Origin of the sequence: Bacillus sp. SD075 (assembly GCF_017355165.1) — a bacterium.
Lineage (GTDB): Bacteria > Bacillota > Bacilli > Bacillales > DSM-1321 > Peribacillus.
The window spans coordinates 46,458-63,078 of record NZ_JADILK010000010.1; the positions used below are offsets into that span (position 1 = coordinate 46,458).

Below are 16,621 nucleotides of genomic sequence, written 5' to 3' on the forward strand. Positions count from 1 at the left end.
GACTTTCTTTATTTCATTAGACATAAGGGACAATTTGTCGTTCATAGGATTAAAGTGAAGTGCTGTGTTGTAGCAGTATTTAGAATGCATCGGGTTAGGAGGAGCGGAATGGTGAATTTGACCCCTTCTATGCGTTTGAAAGTGAAAAGGGATACGTTTTTTCTTCCGGAACCAAACAGGGGTGTGTATTTCAGGAATAACATAAGTTCCTTCCGAATGGAGGGCAGTACGATCGTCCAGTGGATTGAAAAGTTATTACCGATGTTCAACGGGAACCATACATTAAGTGAGTTGACGGATGGATTACCTGGCCCATACCGGAACAGGGTGATGGAGATTGCCGAGGTTTTGTACAGTAATGGGTTTGTTCGGGATGTAAGTCAGGACAGTTCCCATCAATTAAGGAATCAAGTTCTTGAAAAGTATGCTTCGCAAATCGAGTTCCTGGAAAGTTACGTCGATTCAGGGGCTCACCGTTTTGAAGCTTATCGAAGGAAAAAGGCGTTGGCTATAGGATCTGGTCCACTGTTCCTTTCATTGGTGTCCTCACTTATCGAATCCGGATTGCCTGCATTCCATATCCTCATTACGGACACGGTGCCGACCAATAGAAAAAGGCTGAATGAAATCGTGGCACATGCGCGTAAGACGGACGACGAGACTGCGATAGAGGAGGTCGTGCTTGAAAAGGGGGCAGAGATTGAATGGCAGGAGATCGTACGGTCTTTTGACTCGATATTATATGTGTCACAGGAGGGTGATATAGAGGAATTAAGAGAACTTCATTCGGTTTGCAGGCAAGGGAAAAAGATCCTGTTTCCCGCATTGATCATCAATCAAGTAGGCATGGCTGGTCCGCTTGTCCATCCGGATTCCAAGGGATGTTGGGAGTCAGCCTGGCATCGTTTACATCAAGCTGAGCTGGAAAAGAATCAGGCACCATCTTCTTTTTCCGCCACAGCCGGAGCGATGTTAGCCAATATAATGGTATTCGAATGGTTTAAAGAGGCTACAGGCGTTATTACAGCTGAACAAGCCAATCAATTTTATCTGTTGGATATGGAGACATTGGAGGGGAAATGGCATCCGTTCATTCCCCACCCGGGGGTAGCAGGAAAAGAGACTGCTGCATGGATTGAAGATTTTGAACGGCGGCTCGAACAGAAACCGGATCCGGGTGAGCCGGGGAAGGTGTTTATGTATTTCAGCAGGTTGACATCCTCGGAATCCGGAATCTTTCATAGTTGGGATGAGGGGGATTTAAAACAGCTGCCATTGGCTCAATGCCGCGTTCAGGTCGTTGATCCACTATCGTCCGGTCCGGCCGAACTACTGCCCGAAATTATCCGTTCAGATCTGACGCATCAGGAAGCGAGGAGGGAAACCGGTCTTGCAGGAGTTGAAGCATATGTATCCCGAAAACTTAGCCAGCTCGTTTCGACCCTTCCTCCGCTTCGGGGGGCAGACCATATAAAGGAACCGATCGGTGTTGGGGCAGGGGGAACATTTGCTGAATGTGTTTGCCGTGGACTGCAAAACAGTTTGGATACAGAGTTTGGCAATAAGCGGTTCAACCAGGAAAAACTTGTGACGGTGCAGTTGACTCATGTGGAAGATGAGCGCTGCAGGTATTATTTACAAGCGCTGACCCGGCTGCAAGGAGATCCGATCATCGCGTTGGGGGAGGAAGTGTCCGGTTTCCCGGTAGTTTGGGCCGGAACGGACGATGGATGGTCTGGCGCTGTCGGTGTGAATGTAACGATCGCATTACGGAATGCCTTGCAAAAGGCCGTCATGAAAGTCCAAAACCAGACCGTTTGCCTCACAGCTCCAGGTTTAGTGGCATCACCTGTTCTTGAGGAAGAAAAGGGGCCCATGAATCTTGTGATTCCTTCGTGTGAGGTGAGAGGGAATTCCGAACTAGTACAGTCCGCCATTCAAGTCCTGAAGAAGGACAGTAAGCGGATCCACGTTTTCGAAATGGATGTGGAGCCTTTCTTGAAGGAAGAAATTACAGGTGTGTTTGGGGTGTTTTTGCGAGAGGAGGAATCAGGGTGAAAACTGACATATTGGTTGTCGGGGAAGGAGTGTTGGCCGACCATGTTCATGGGGACCTGTCCGGCCAATATCAGGTCAATCGCCAAAACGATTTCGAGGCAGGAATCCCGCAAACGACGGCTTTGGTCCTTCTGCTGCAAGATGCTTGGAATCCCGCTGTCCATCTAAAGGCGGAAGAGGTGATAAGGGAAGCGGGCATTCCATGGATGCGGGGGTTCGTATCATTTGGAGAGGGAGTGGTAGGTCCGTTGGTCCGACCGGGCGTTCCTGGCTGCTCACAGTGTGCAGATCAAAGGCATCTCATGGCCGGGCGTGATCGAAAGGAAATGTGGGAATTCCGCAAACATCTGCAGGAAAATGGGGGGATGGACCGTGATGCGGCTGCGTCCCGCACAGGTCTTTTACAGATGGCGCACTTGATTTGTGCAGAGGTAAGGAAGACGATGAAAGGAGAACATGCCCGGTCGGAAGGGCATGTATCAATAATCAGCCTGATAACGCTGAATGGATCATGGCACTCATTCTTACCAGATCCATTGTGTCCGATGTGCTCAACCTTACCTGATGACTCGAAGGAGCGTGCAAGGATTTCGTTGCAGCCAAGTCCGAAAATCAGTCCCGATAGTTACCGTACCCGTTCAATGGAAGAGCTGAATGAAGTTCTGGCCAAGGATTACTTGGACCGACGCACAGGATTCTTGAATAATAAGATGATAGACCTAGTGCCGCCATTTGCCGATGTAAGTGTTAATTTGCCATTGTTCATAGGAGATGAGGGGGCGGCAGGCCGGACCCTCTCATACGCGGTCAGTGAGATGACTGCCATATTGGAGGGATTGGAAAGGTATTGCGGAATGGAACCCCGCGGTAAACGGACAGTCATACATGACAGTTACAACAACGTGAAAGAGTTTGCGCTCGATCCCATAAGGATCGGGGTACACACGAAGGAAAATTATGCACAGCAGGATTTTCCATTTCAACCGTTTAATCCTGACCGCTCGATGGATTGGGTGTGGGGCCACTCATTTTTGCAAGATCGGCCCATCCTGGTCCCGGAATTGCTTTCTTATTACAGCTTGGGCTGCGGTCATGGATTTGTCTATGAAACGTCCAATGGCTGTGCATTAGGGGGGAGTTTGGAGGAGGCCATTTTCTACGGCATCATGGAAGTGGTCGAACGTGATTCATTCCTGCTGACTTGGTACGCACAGCTGCCCCTCACTCGCCTTGACCCCTATTCTGCAAATGACAAGGAACTGGAGATGATGATTGACAGGGCGAGGGCGGCAGCGGGATATGATATCCATCTGTTTAACTCGACGATGGAACATGGTATACCAAGCGTATGGGCGTTGGCAAAAAACAGGAAAGAAAAAGGTTTGAATATCATATGTGCGGCAGGGGCCCATCTTGACCCGGTCCGCGCGGTGAAAAGTGCAGTCTTCGAGTTGGCTGGCATGATGCTGACACTTGACGATAAATTGGAAGAGAACCAGGATGAGGTTGAGAAAATGCTGCATGATGCCTCACTGGTACGGAAAATGGATGATCATGGCATGCTGTACGGTTTACCGCAAGCCGAAGAGCGACTGCACTTTCTGCTGGATGATGACCGCCCGATGCGAACATTCGCTGAAGAATACGGGAAAAAGGTGAACCATCCGGATTTGACGGAAGATTTGCAGGAAATCCTTCAGGAGTTTCGCCGGTTGCAACTCGAGGTGATTGTGGTGGATCAGACGACACCGGAAATTGCACGGAATGGATTACATTGCGTGAAAGTGCTGATTCCGGGGATGCTACCGATGACATTCGGCCATCATCTTACCCGCATAACGGGACTGGAGAGAATACTGAAGGTTCCGATGGAACTTGGATATGCAAAACGGCCGCTTGAATTCGAACAGCTCAATCCGCATCCGCATCCTTTTCCATAAGGTGACTTAGGAGGTTGGAGGATGAGTCTAGAGGCATTTTTGCACAATTTGCATTTTGATATCGAAAAGGCAAGTCCGCCGGATTGGAAAGTGGATTGGGATGATGCACCGTTAACGTATAAACTTTACCGTGACTTGCCTGCTTTTCCACTATCACTGGATGTGCCGCTGACGCTCGATGAGTGCAGAGGGCCTTCAAAACAGGACTTCGAAGGAATCGGTCACTTCCTCTGGTATGCATATGGCCTGACCCAAGTCAGTCAGGTACCGAGCTCCGCGGAATCTGAGGACCTCATGCAGTCATTCCGGCGTTTTCCGGCCTCAGGGGGAGCTTTGTATCCAAGTGAATTGTACGTGTACTTGAAGATGGAGGGACTGCCTGCTGGTGTATACCATTATGATGCGGCACACCACCGGTTGGTTTTGCTGAGGGAAGGGAATTTTGATTCCTATGTAACAAAGGCTTTTGGTGATACCGTTGATATGTCCGCATGCTTTGGCACGGTTTTTGTATCGACGATGTTTTGGAAAAACTTCTACAAATATAATAACTTTTCATACCGTCTGCAAGGTCTGGATGCGGGCGTGCTTCTTGGACAGTTGCTCGAAGTGGCGAAACGGTTCGGAATCGCGGCAGGGGTGTGCTTCCAATTCCTTGATCGGGCCATCAATCATCTGCTCGGGCTTTCGGAAGAGGAAGAGAGCACGTATGCAGTGATCCCCTTATCAGCAGACCCTTCTTTTAGTTTTAGAGAAGAAGGGAGTATGGACGGACCTGTCACTTCGACGGAATTATGCAGGGAATTGCCGGATATTCAGCCTGAACACTATGTTCGATCGCAGAGGATCAGGGAATTTCCAATGTTAACTAAAATGAATGAAGCATCCATGATTGAGTCCACCCAATCATTCCGGCGGATCCATCCAAAGAATGGGGCGGAATCCGAAGGACGAATGGTAGTTCTCCCTATCGTGAAGCGGCTGTCCTATGATTTGGCATCAGTTTGCCGGAAGCGATTTTCACCTGAAATGGACTTCGTACTGGGGAAAGTCAGTCAATGGCAACTGGCGGCTCTCCTGCAGGAGGCAACCGCTTCGTTCTCCTATCGAAATGATTTGGATGCAATAAACGGGAACAACGAGCATCGCGTTTCCTTATATGCATGTTTGTATAATGTGGAAGACATTCAAGATGGTGCATATCATTATGACCGCACGACACGTTCATTACGACAGATACAATCAGGAGATCATCGGCTCCGGCTACAATACGGAATGTCCCTCGATATCATGAATTTTCAGCAAGTCCCGATCTGCATACATGTAGTTGGCGAGCGGGATCTTTCCAAAACGCAGCTTGGATATAGAGGTTACCGCATCAAGCAAATGGAGGCGGGGATGCTCGTTCAGAAATTACTGCTAGCGTCGTCAGCCCTCGGAATGAACGGGCATCCACTGCTCGGCTTTGATGTGAATATGTGTGATGAACTTTATCAGATAGATGGTCCGCAAAGGAAAACGAGCCTGATCCAAATCCCGATCGGACACTATCGGGATCGCCCTTGGCTGAAGGGGAGTCTGCATAGTTGAAGAAGGTGAAGAGGGCCTCCATAGAAATGGAGGCCGCAGTTTGTAGACAAAAGGGGTTCGGAATTAAAAAATTCCGAACCCTTTTTGAGATTCCCTTTGAATTTTTGCCTAAAGTTAAGAGATGGGGGCTATTTTTGGACCTTGCCATGTCCAAGTGGCCATCTTCTTTACATTAATGGCAGCGAAAGTAAGCATCGCTTGCATCGACAATTTTTTAAGTCCCCTTAAAGTAGTCCAACGCATACCATGCTTTTCTTTTGCATCTGCGAATACACGCTCAATCGTTTCTTTGCGTTTCGCATAGATAGGTTTTACCTCTTGATGATGACGCAGATGATCTGCTTCTTCCACATATGCTTGCCAGATATGCCGTGTCACTACTTTTTGATGGTCTTTGCTTTCAGTACACCGTGATAAAAATGAGCATGTTGCACAAATTTGTTTTGGCGATTTGTACTCGCGATAGCCCTCTTTATTTGTTGTTGAGTACTTTAAAGTTTCTCCCGAAGGGCAAAGGTAACAATCAAAGTGTTCATCGTAAACATAGTCATGTTTGCGAAAGAATCCTTCTTTTGTACGAGGACGTGTATAGGGTAAAGCAGGTGTGATTTCTTTGTTAAATAGGTAGCTTGTAATCGCTGGTGTTTTATAAGCTGCATCTGCGGCAACGGCTTCCGGTTTTCCAACTTTCTCAATCACTTGTTCAACTAGTGGCTCTAAGATATGACTGTCATGTGTATTTCCAGGTGTTACAATCGTTCCCAATACAAAACCGTTGCGGTCTGCGGCCGCGTGGAATGAATAGGCAAACTGTTTTGTTCGTTCATCTTTCACATAGTAGCCACTCTCAGAATCCGTTGTACTTTCTTTAATCTCTTTGGTCTCTTCCTTATCAAATTTATCTGGTGGAAAAGGCTTCTTTCCATGGTTTTCACGATCTTGATTTATTTCTTCTTGAAGACGTCCTTGATACGCTCGTGTTTCTTTGCGAACGATTTTCTTTTCAAATTTCCGCTTATTCGCACTGGCTTTCACATGTGTGGAATCCACGAAAACGTGTTCAGCACTTACAAAGTTGATTGGAACGAAAGGTACGAGACTCCTGCGGGAAAAGCGCGTCTAGGGGAGACCCCGCAGGCAAAGACGAGGAGGCTCCCCGACCGCCCCGCGGAAAGCGAGTGCCTGGAGTGGAAATCAACGGCCAAATAGTTCAACTCATAAAAATAGACAAACTCGATTTTCATCGAGTTTGTCTACAGTCTGTGGCCTCCATAGAAATGGAGGCCATTTTCATTTTAGAGTAAGGCTTCTATCCTAAAAGTGCAATAATCTCTGCTGAAGATTATACTGAAATTAAAGATTTGACTGCTCTTGGGAATGAATAAGTATATGAAGTTAATAATGTAGTACACTTTTAACTAAACATTTTAAAGGATGTAGCTTATGGAATGGAAAACGGACAGAAAATCCAAGAAGCCTTTATATAAACAAATAGCTGCTCACATCGAGAGTGGCATTGCTGACGGAACATTTTTATTGGATAAGCCGCTACCGTCGGAACGCTTCTTGGCAAGTGAACTGGGAGTTAACAGAAGCACAGTTGTTGCTGCTTATGATGAATTGGAAGCAAATGGGCTGGTTGAACGAAAAAAAGGAAGCGGAACGATGATCAGCAAGGATATCTGGGGAATTACCCGAAAACGCATCCCTAGTTGGAATAGATACATCGAAGCGGGTTCTTTTTTGCCTAATATGCCAGTAACCCAAAAAATACGTAAAGAGACGGAAGGGCATAACCTTATTAACTTAGCTAGTGGGGAGCTTTCAGAAGACTTATTTCCAGTCCGATCCTTACGTGAAATCATTTCCAATAGGTCCTTCATTGGCAGCTTAGGTTATGATCACCCCCAAGGCAATGCGGTTTTAAGGGAAACGATAACCAATCATGTTAAACAGTATAGGGGAATTGACACGGATCCATCTTCTATACTCATTACTTCTGGAGCACAGCAAGCCCTGCATTTGGTGGTCCAATGCTTGTTAAAGCCGGGAGATGCCGTTGTATTGGAAGATCCATCATATAGTTACAACCTTCCCATCTTTCAATCCGCGGGGCTAAGAACTTTTCCTTTGCCGGTTGATAAAGATGGAATCAACCCAGAGGACTTACTGGAACTCCATAAAAAACATCGGATCAGGATGATTTTTTTGAACCCTATATTTCAAAATCCTACAGGAACTGTCCTCCCTATCAACCGCCGTAAAAGGATTCTTGAGCTTTCATCCGAATATGGAATACCGGTCATAGAAGACGATCCTTATAGTTTAACGTCCTTTGCCGGGGAAGAAATTTCCACTCTTAAATCGATGGACAACAACGGTAATGTTTTATATATAAGCTCTTTGTCGAAAATTATTGCTTCTGGTTTAAGAATTGGGTGGATTATAGGACCGAAATCAGTCATAGCTAGACTATCGGATGCTAAGCAGCAGGTTGACTTCGGTCATGGCTCATTCACTCAATGGATAGCGAACGATTTTTTGGATTCAGAGTATTTTCCTGCCCATCTTGCCGGCTTAAGGGGGCAACTGGAAAAAAGAAGGGATGCAATGGTTTCGAGTCTTCAACAATTCCTGCAAAAGGAAGTTGATTATTATTCGCCAAATGGTGGAATTCATTTGTGGTGTAAGCTGAAAGTGCCATTGAACGAAATAAAGTTACTGGAGGAATCCATCAAAAGAGGAGTCATATATGTTCCGGGTTCAACGCTAGGTACAAATAAGGAATACGTACGCTTTACATTTGGAAGGGAAAATGAGGATTCCATTCACGAAGGCATCAAAAGGTTTGCAGAGGCGGTAAAAAGTTTATAAACATATGCTTGGATATTCACGAAAGAGAGTCATGGTGATTCCAGACTGCAGGCCAACTTGATGAAAGAGTTTGTTTACGGTTTTATGGCTTGTACAATTTAGACGTTGATTTCCGCTCCGGGCACTCGCTTTCCGCGGGCGGCGGTCCGGGAGCCTCCTCGGCTTACGCCCTGCGGGGTCTCCCCTTGACGCGCTTTTCCCGCAGGAGTCTCGCACCTTCCTCTCCAATCAACTATTTATAAGCTTAGATAGAAAACATACCGGAGGAGTTAAAGGTGTTGTTTTGGGTCAGTTGGTTCAGGAACATCATTTGATGAAAGCTGACGTTTCTTGAATCCCTTTTGTCTACAAACTGGAGTCATGACAAAGTCATGATTCTTTTTTGTCTTTTTCGAGCAAGCAAGTTAGGTCCGTGTTCCTGCAAGGCGTGGTATCTTAGCCATTTCTTCAGTGGCGCTTTTACTTTTCTATGTATAAACGAAAGAATTCAGCAAGTGGATGGTGAAAATTTCACTTGATTGGATGGTCCTAAAATGGGTTGTTCTTTTATTATAGAGAAGAAGGCTTTTTCTAATATATTGACTCAGTAAACACGAAGAGGGATCTACTTGGACAATTTAATTTTGACATGCAAATTAGGTATGATTTTTATGTAGTTATACTACGATGATAATCGGAATAACTTGGGAGATGGATAATGATATTGGGAGGCGTTGAATCATGATGATAAGTGTAATATTGGTAGTAGCCATTAGTTTAGTTGCCCTGGTTGGCACCCTTTCGTTAACGGGGAAGGGTGATAATGATTATTCTGCAGCAACGAGAGGGAATTTGTTGAACCTTAGTTATATTTATATGGGTCTCGCCCTAGTATTAACTGTGGGCATCATCTACTTCATAATAAAATCAGCCTAAGATACCGTGAATGATTATTATAATAGTCTTGCCTTGAGTCATAAGACATACTCTATTTGTATAAAAATGTGAATTTGTTCACAAATGTGGCGGAAATATGAACGAAAATAATCTGATCGATACCTTGAAACAATCACCTTTGTAAGCTGAGTGAACAATCCTTTCGACATAATTATGGATGAAAAATATATAGATGAATCATTAAATAATAGCGGAGATGATCAAATATGACATGGCCTGTATTGATTTTGACAATTATCTTAAGTTTGCTTAAGTTATTCGTTACCTGTCTTCCAACCGATGCCGTGAATTGGATTTTGAGTAAATTTAAAATGCATTCGGAAATTGGTGAAGCGAATGCAATCGTAACCTTTGATGGAAAACCTTTAGAGGATGAAGACAAAATTCAAGTAATCAATGATTTTAACGAAGGTAAGTTTTTGAAAAGAAATCATATATTCCCAGGGAACGAGAAATTATTTTTACATCCAGAGAACAGTGGGATTCCAATCATAATTGATACTAAAAGAGGAAAAAACGATGTTAGAATATTTGTGTACATTTACAACGACCACGTGGATGTAGTCAAACAGTACAAGAAGAAAGTAGTGGCGTATAGTCTTCTTTCCGAGAGCCTCCAAGAACGTTCCATGCCAGTAATAAGGAATTTAGTTTAAAAGGAATAAAAGTGAACTGCACCCCAATTGTCAGTAAATCTAACCAATTGGAGATGCAGTTTTTTTATGAAGAATAACGAAAAGGACTTTCGCTCAGGTTCAGCTAAACAAGCAAACTGATAACTTTCAGGTGCCAAAAGTCAGTCGGTCTCGGATAATACCTTTAAAGTCTTTTCCCTGATGCTTATCCGGTTTTTATAATCTTTAGCAACCAACTCTGTATAGATTAAATCAAAAAGTAATAAGAGCGGGAGCAATGGAGAGATGTTTTGTCCCATATGCATGCTGTTTTTGCTTGTGACCAATAGTGTGAGATCGCCAAGCTGGGAGAGCGCGGAATTCTTATCTCCAGTAAAGATCAAGATGCATGCGCCTTGCTTCTTTGCGATTTTAACTGCAGAAATCACTTCTTTCGTCGTTCCAGAGATGGAAATGCCGATGACGACACTATTCTCGTTACTTAAAGCTGCATCCATTATGGACTGGTGGGGATCTGTAATGGCTTCGACAGTTAAGCCGATACGGAAAAACTTGGACTTGAACTCCTGGGCCGCTATACCAGAACTCCCTATTCCATATACATGAATCTTATTTGCCTTTGTAAGGAAAGAGACAGCTTTTTGGATATTGTCATATGTGGTTATATGAAAGGTATTATCAATGATACCTAAGTGATCTTGATACAGTTTAGCGAAATAATCCACCTGCTTGATGTTCTTCATGTTTTTCGGCGTATTACGGAGATCCACGAACCTTTTTAACTCATGCCTGAACTCATTAAACCCGGAAAAGGCTAATTTCTGGCAGAAACGCGTAATGGTTGCAGGTGAAATATGAAGCTTTTTAGCTATTTGACTGATCGTTAACTGACTTACTTCTTCAGGGCGCTGCAGGATATAATGGGCCAATTCCTCCTCTGTTTTGGTGAACTTGTCCATGCTGCACTCTATGCCATATATGAGGTTTTCTGCTAGATATTCCATTTGATCACCCATTTCGGATTTCTTATCTGTATGTATAGTTTAATGTATCCAGTAGGGACGTCAATAACCGGTTTGTTTAAAGGGTCGTTGCAACAGTAATAATAGAAAAATAACTATTATCCATTCCTATCATCCGTAAGATTGAGGTAAAGCTATAATTTTAGACCCTGCCTTACCCTTGAATCGTCTATACTTAAGAAAAAACCGAAAGGCACTCAATAATGAATAGGGACTTTCTCCTTCTTCTTTAGACCGGCGGTTACAACAATCTTGTTTCTTGAAAGGGGCAGAACAATGAAGATCTCGGATGCTTTACATATCGGTGAACTCGCGACTGGAACCGTCATTGCTGGCAAACAGGGAATATCACGCGAGATCCTGTCAATAGAGGTAATGGAAGTACCGGAAGTAGGAAGCTGGGTCACGGAAGGAATCCTGATGATGACGACTTTTTACTCCGTTAAAGATGATTATCAAAAACAATGTGAAATCTTAAATGCGCTAATAGAAAAAAATGCGTCAGGTCTGGTAGTTAAATTAGGCAGGTTCGTTAAGCAACTTCCAAAAGAAATGATCGAGTTAGCGGAGGCTCATTCTTTTCCGATTATATCACTCCCCGTAAATGTATCTTACATTAATGTGTTGACTCCATTATATGAAAAGCTCTATGAAGAAAAGAGGAAGGTGACACAAGAATTATTGAACCCCTTCCATTCTTTTATAGAAGAGGAGTATGTTGCTGTTTCGGAGGCCATTGAAAGCTTATCGAAAATCTTGGGATCTCAAGTCTATATAGAGAATTGTGAGGGGAGACTGCTCTACTGCACGAAGGAATTTTCATCAGACGGATGGAGGAAATCCAACCTGTTTTTATCCAAACCTGCACATTCAAGATATAAAGAGGTAATAGATGAATGGTGTATGGGATTGAAACATGGTTCACTTGAACGAGTGAAATTTTCAGATCAAAAAAATCGATTGATCGTGCCTCTCATTTCGAAAAACAATGTATTCGCTTTCATTCATCTTCCTTATAAAAACCAGTCCCAATTTAGCGAAATGGAGTCCCAGGATGTGAATGGTTTGATTCGAAAGCTTTCCGAAACCGTAATGAGTGAGCAATTGGAATTGCAAAAAGAACGGATAAAGGATAAAGAAACTTTAGAATCTCTCTCTCATTCCGATTTAGGGAATGATAATGCGTCTTATACGCTGTTGTTTTTCACAAGAAAAGACCTCGAACCGCCATTTTTCCCGCCATCAACCTTGATGGATGGTAATGTTTTAATTCGAAAAAAAATAAAGGAGGCAGTGGAAAACCTCCCGTTTGAAAAAAATATCGTATTTGAAAAGAACAGTCATTTTTTTTCACTTGTTCAAAACTCACTCAACAATAATCAAAACGTATTAGCCCAATTAACAGAGGTTTTTCAGTCCGTAATGCTAGATTCCTCTATTGAAGATATGCATATTTCCATTAGTGCACCCTTCCAAGATTTAAAAAATCTGGATGAGAAGATTAAATCTGTAACGAAAATCATGGAAATGGGTCTGGAATTTCGGCCTAACGAAAAGATTTACGCTTATGACAAGCTGGGAATTTACGAAATCCTTATCAATATGAGTACCGATACTCATGCTGTTAAGTATGCAGAAGAGGTTCTGAAGCCACTCGCAAACAACGATGGGCAGTTATTAGAAACCTTAATCGAATTTTTAGATACGAATGGAAATGTAACACGAACAGCTGAAAAATTATTTATACACCGAAGAACAATGACCTATCGCCTCCAGAAAATCAAAGAGCTCATCAATATGGAGCTTGATGATCCGGAAAATCTTTTCATTTTACGCTTTTGTTTGAAAATGAAAGAGTTATCATAGCTAAAAAAGGTGGTTTTCACCCGTCCTAAACTGTAGACGAACTCGAAGAAAAGCGAGTTTGCCTGCAGTTTTTTCGTTAAAAGTATCCAGGCTACGAATTCCGTTTTCCTTTCCGCTGACTGTCTGCCAAGCCTCCTCGACGCAAGCCTCACGCAAGCGTCTGGGGTCTCGGTTAGCCAGTAATTCGGCAGAAGTGTCGCGAATTTCTTCAAAGGATAACCAAGTAAATCATGTCGGGGTGATTGGTCATTCTGCATAAGGTCAAGAATACGCAGGAATAATAGCTAGCATAATGAATCGTACGACAATGAGAATCATTCAAAGTTAATTATGAGAATAGTGGGAAAAGACGAAATAAAAAGTTTTCTCACTTTATGCATACAGATTAATAGTTTGAATTTTTATAATATAAATAGGGAGGGGTACTATGTTAGGCATTATCAGGGTTTTAACAACTGAAGATGAAAATGTTCTTCTGGAACACGGGAAGAAAATATATGAATATGCAGGGGTTCAATCAATCACACATTGTATACCGAATCAACCGAACGGAATATATGATGAAAAATCTGAGCAAGAGGCGATCCCGAAAATTATCCAGCTGGCAAGATGGATGGAAGAAAGGTTAAAAGTGGACGCCATTACCATTAGTTGTGCAGCTGACCCGGCAATTGAAGAATGCAGAAGGGCTGTCAACATTCCTGTCTTGGGGGCTGGAACGTGTGGCGCCCACTCAGCTTGTATGGTCGGAAGCAAAGTGGGGGTCATCGGAATTACGGAAGAGCCTCCAGGCCAAATTCTAAAAGAATTAGGTGGACACTACCATTCATATGCTTTTTCAGAAAACTTAAGAAAAACGACAGATTTATTGGAAGATGGTGCAAAAGGAGAATTAATGAATGTTGCGCAAGGCTTGATCGATTCAGGTGCAGACGTGATCTTATTTGCTTGTACAGGATTTTCCACAATTCGTTTAAAAGATCACTTTCGGCAACATTTAACTGTACCTGTAGTGGACTTAGTGGAGGCACAAGCAATTGCTTATCAATTACTTGGACAAGGAGGGTAACCAATGAATCAAAAAACCTTTGACCTACCGTTTATCATCTTTTCCATTATCATTGCCGTTTTCGGTGCAATTGTTGGTATGCAGCTAATTACAACGCTCGGGATTACGCCCAATACTTCCATCATCGGTGCATTGATTGCGATGTTGATCTCACGGATCCCGATGCAAATGTTCTATAAATACAAGACGCTGGATAACCAGAACTTAGTTCAAACAACGATTTCCGCTGCAACGTTCGGTGCGGCAAATAGTTTATTAATCCCGATTGGGTTACCTTATGTTTTAGGAATGCCTGACCTGATCATCCCGATGTTGATTGGTGCCGGGATTGCATTATTTGTGGATGGTTTCATTCTTTATAAAGTATTTGACTCGAATTTATTTGGTTCGAATGAGGCCTGGCCTCCGGGAATTGCTACAGCTGAAGCCCTTAAAGCAGGGGATGAAGGCGGACAGAAAGGGAAGTACCTTGGATTAGGTATTTTAGGAGGTCTTGTAGGTTCATATTTTGCTATTCCCATGTCCGCTTTTGGTGTTGCTTTCATAGGGAATATATGGGCTCTCTCCATGTTTGGGCTCGGGTTGTTATTGACGGGGTACTCCGGCGCATTGTTTGGTGTGGATTTAAATGCGTATTACATCCCGCACGGAATGATGATTGGCGGAGGAATTGTGGCATTGTTCCAGTTCATATATGTTTTTGTTTCTTCCAAGAAGAAAGTGGCGCGGGATACAGATCACGAATATACGCGAACACAAGTGGATGTGAAAAAGGGATTTGGAATTGGTTTCCTTCTTTATATTGCGGGGGCGACCCTTCTTGCAATCATGGGCGGGATCATTAGCGAAATGCCTGTTTGGCAGATAGCGTTGTTTGTATTGTACGCTGCTACAGCTGCCTTGATCCATGAAATCATTGTCGGGATTGCAGCCATGCATTCAGGATGGTTCCCGGCGTTTGCCGTTACGTTAATCTGTCTTATCATCGGTATGCTGATGGGTTTCCCGCCAGTTGCTTTAGCTTTATTGACAGGCTTTACTGCGGCAACCGGACCAGCTTTTGCTGACTTGGGGTATGACTTGAAAACGGGTGTACTGATTCGCAGAAGTGTTACGTCTGCAGAGGAGCTTTTCGGGCGCAGACAGCAATTTAAAAGTGCAATGATCGGATTTGGAGTGGCGATTGTGATGGTAGTCATTTTTGCTGATTCATTTTTCTCCCAGGACTTGGTTCCTCCAGTTGATCGGGTTTATGCAGCGACCATTGAGAAGGGTGTCACAGGAAACGTCGGTATGCTGTTATTCTTATGGGCCATTCCCGGTGCGATTATCCAGTTAATCGGAGGTCCTAAAAGGCAAATGGGAATCATGCTTGCGACAGGGTTGTTGATTATCAATCCGTTGGCAGGCTGGGCAGTCATCATCGGAATCTTGATCAGGGTCATTATCTTGAAAGTCCGTGGTCCGGAAGCTGAAAATGCGATGTTCACAACAGCGGCAGGATTTATTGCGGGAGATGCATTGTATAGTTTCTTTACATCTATTTGGAAAGTTCGATGATGAGGTGAACAATAATGGCAAAAAGAATTTTGACAAAACATGATGCAATAAATGCAGTATATGGCGGCTGTATTTTAGGCGGCGGAGGCGGCGGCTGGATTTTAGATGGACTTCAAAAAACGGAATCTGCTTTTGAAGTTGGTTCGCCTGCACTTATAACGGTTGATGAACTGCAGGATGAGGATTATGTTGTTTGTGTTTCCTTAGTGGGTGCACCTTCAGCAAAAGAACAATATGTTGATTCACAACAACTTGTGGAAACGGTTCAACGGATGCAAAAAGAATTTCCACATCCGATCAAAGCAATCATGACGAATGAAAATGGGGCATCCACGACCATAAATGGCTGGCTTCAAGCTGCCGGTACCGGTTTGCCGGTTCTTGATGCCCCTTGTAATGGAAGAGCACATCCAACAGGTTCGATGGGTTCATTGAATTTATCGGAAGTCGATGGATATCAATCCCTGCAATCCTACTCAGGAGGAAAGGCAGATAAGAAAGTGGAGGGATTTGTTTCGGGCGTCTTGGACAAGTCATCCAATGCGGTTAGATATATGTCGGTTGAGGCTGGCGGGATGGTTGCCGTTTGCAGAAACCCAGTCACAATGGGCTATGTGAAAAATCATGCTGCAGTTGGCGGCATTACACAAGCGATGGAACTTGGTGAAGCATTTCTTTCAGTACCTGAAGGGCCAGAGAGAATTGAAGCGGTTGCATCGTTTTTAAAAGGCCGCGTCATCCATTCTGGAAAAGTGCGTACTTTTAACATGAATCAAACAGGAGGATTTGATGTAGGGGTCGTGAAGATTGATGATTTGGAGCTGACTTTTTGGAATGAATATATGACGGCTGAAATGAATGGGGAGCGTAAAGGGACATTCCCTGATCTAATCATGACGTTTGATGCAAAAACCGGACTTCCTCTCGTAAGCGCCGAAATTCAAGAGGGCCAGAGCATCGCCGTTCTTTCCGTGCCGAAGGAAAACTTGAAATTAAGTTCGACCATGTTTAATGAAAAGCTATTAAAAGCGGTGGAACCTATTATCCAAAAAAATATCATATAAAGGAGAG

11 protein-coding genes and 1 pseudogene are annotated in these 16,621 nt (G+C 43.7%); 10 read left to right on the top strand and 2 right to left on the bottom strand.

The window, feature by feature from the left end:
* The first annotated feature begins 108 nt into the window (after positions 1-108).
* From IOC57_RS09900 to IOC57_RS09910, 3 genes are read left to right on the top strand one after another with little or no spacing between them, the layout of a single operon-like run.
* Positions 109-2,058: a putative thiazole-containing bacteriocin maturation protein gene (locus tag IOC57_RS09900; protein WP_207438575.1), complete on the top strand. Its 1,950-nt coding sequence runs from the start codon at positions 109-111 to the stop codon at positions 2,056-2,058.
* Complete coding sequence (locus IOC57_RS09905) at positions 2,055-3,998, top strand: TOMM precursor leader peptide-binding protein (protein WP_207438576.1); 1,944 nt, start codon at positions 2,055-2,057, stop codon at positions 3,996-3,998. Before IOC57_RS09900 ends, IOC57_RS09905 begins: the two co-directional genes overlap by 4 nt.
* Before the next feature lie 21 nt (positions 3,999-4,019).
* Entirely contained in the window at positions 4,020-5,588 is a 1,569-nt protein-coding gene (locus IOC57_RS09910) for a SagB family peptide dehydrogenase (protein ID WP_207438577.1), read from the top strand.
* A 114-nt stretch (positions 5,589-5,702) separates the two neighbouring features.
* Here the strand turns inward: IOC57_RS09910 and IOC57_RS09915 are convergent.
* Positions 5,703-6,653 (bottom strand): annotated as a pseudogene (locus tag IOC57_RS09915) (IS1182 family transposase); the annotation flags it as partial.
* A 378-nt stretch (positions 6,654-7,031) separates the two neighbouring features.
* Here IOC57_RS09915 and pdxR point away from each other — a divergent pair.
* The 3 genes from pdxR (at position 7,032) to IOC57_RS09930 (ending at position 10,054) form a co-directional block, all read left to right on the top strand.
* On the top strand, positions 7,032-8,462 hold the full coding sequence (pdxR, locus tag IOC57_RS09920; protein WP_207438578.1) for a MocR-like pyridoxine biosynthesis transcription factor PdxR: 1,431 nt from the start codon (positions 7,032-7,034) through the stop codon (positions 8,460-8,462).
* A 720-nt stretch (positions 8,463-9,182) separates the two neighbouring features.
* Positions 9,183-9,377, top strand: a complete 195-nt coding sequence (locus IOC57_RS09925; protein ID WP_207438579.1) for a hypothetical protein — start codon at positions 9,183-9,185, stop codon at positions 9,375-9,377.
* Positions 9,378-9,604: 227 nt separating this feature from the next.
* The gene (locus IOC57_RS09930; RefSeq protein ID WP_207438580.1) at positions 9,605-10,054 is read left to right on the top strand and encodes a YfmQ family protein; all 450 of its coding nucleotides are present in this window, start codon (positions 9,605-9,607) and stop codon (positions 10,052-10,054) included.
* A 140-nt stretch (positions 10,055-10,194) separates the two neighbouring features.
* Here the strand turns inward: IOC57_RS09930 and IOC57_RS09935 are convergent, their stop codons facing one another.
* Complete coding sequence (locus IOC57_RS09935; protein ID WP_207438581.1) at positions 10,195-11,037, bottom strand: MurR/RpiR family transcriptional regulator; 843 nt, start codon at positions 11,035-11,037, stop codon at positions 10,195-10,197.
* 294 nt (positions 11,038-11,331) lie between these two features.
* Between IOC57_RS09935 and IOC57_RS09940 the strand changes: the two genes are divergently transcribed.
* From IOC57_RS09940 to IOC57_RS09955, 4 genes are all read left to right on the top strand, one after another.
* Positions 11,332-12,921: a PucR family transcriptional regulator gene (locus IOC57_RS09940; protein WP_207438582.1), complete on the top strand. Its 1,590-nt coding sequence runs from the start codon at positions 11,332-11,334 to the stop codon at positions 12,919-12,921.
* Positions 12,922-13,348: 427 nt separating this feature from the next.
* Positions 13,349-13,990 (top strand): aspartate/glutamate racemase family protein, encoded by a 642-nt coding sequence (locus IOC57_RS09945; protein WP_207438583.1) that lies wholly within the window; start codon positions 13,349-13,351, stop codon positions 13,988-13,990.
* 3 nt (positions 13,991-13,993) lie between these two features.
* Positions 13,994-15,550, top strand: a complete 1,557-nt coding sequence (locus IOC57_RS09950) for an OPT/YSL family transporter (RefSeq protein ID WP_207438584.1) — start codon at positions 13,994-13,996, stop codon at positions 15,548-15,550.
* A 14-nt stretch (positions 15,551-15,564) separates the two neighbouring features.
* Positions 15,565-16,614 carry an S-methyl thiohydantoin desulfurase family protein gene (locus IOC57_RS09955; protein ID WP_207438585.1) on the top strand — a complete coding sequence of 350 codons (1,050 nt, stop codon included), beginning with the start codon at positions 15,565-15,567 and terminating at the stop codon, positions 16,612-16,614.
* Positions 16,615-16,621: the final 7 nt, after the last annotated feature.

Bases quoted from the DNA above. Each gene is read 5' to 3' on its own strand.
- IOC57_RS09945 (WP_207438583.1), top strand. From the start codon at position 13,349: ATGTTAGGCATTATCAGGGTTTTAACAACTGAAGATGAAAATGTTCTT.
- IOC57_RS09950 (WP_207438584.1), top strand. From the start codon at position 13,994: ATGAATCAAAAAACCTTTGACCTACCGTTTATCATCTTTTCCATTATC.
- IOC57_RS09925 (WP_207438579.1), top strand. From the start codon at position 9,183: ATGATGATAAGTGTAATATTGGTAGTAGCCATTAGTTTAGTTGCCCTG.
- IOC57_RS09940 (WP_207438582.1), top strand. From the start codon at position 11,332: ATGAAGATCTCGGATGCTTTACATATCGGTGAACTCGCGACTGGAACC.
- IOC57_RS09900 (WP_207438575.1), top strand. From the start codon at position 109: ATGGTGAATTTGACCCCTTCTATGCGTTTGAAAGTGAAAAGGGATACG.
- IOC57_RS09955 (WP_207438585.1), top strand. From the start codon at position 15,565: ATGGCAAAAAGAATTTTGACAAAACATGATGCAATAAATGCAGTATAT.
- IOC57_RS09930 (WP_207438580.1), top strand. From the start codon at position 9,605: ATGACATGGCCTGTATTGATTTTGACAATTATCTTAAGTTTGCTTAAG.
- pdxR (WP_207438578.1), top strand. From the start codon at position 7,032: ATGGAATGGAAAACGGACAGAAAATCCAAGAAGCCTTTATATAAACAA.
- IOC57_RS09935 (WP_207438581.1), bottom strand. From the start codon at position 11,037: ATGGAATATCTAGCAGAAAACCTCATATATGGCATAGAGTGCAGCATG.
- IOC57_RS09910 (WP_207438577.1), top strand. From the start codon at position 4,020: ATGAGTCTAGAGGCATTTTTGCACAATTTGCATTTTGATATCGAAAAG.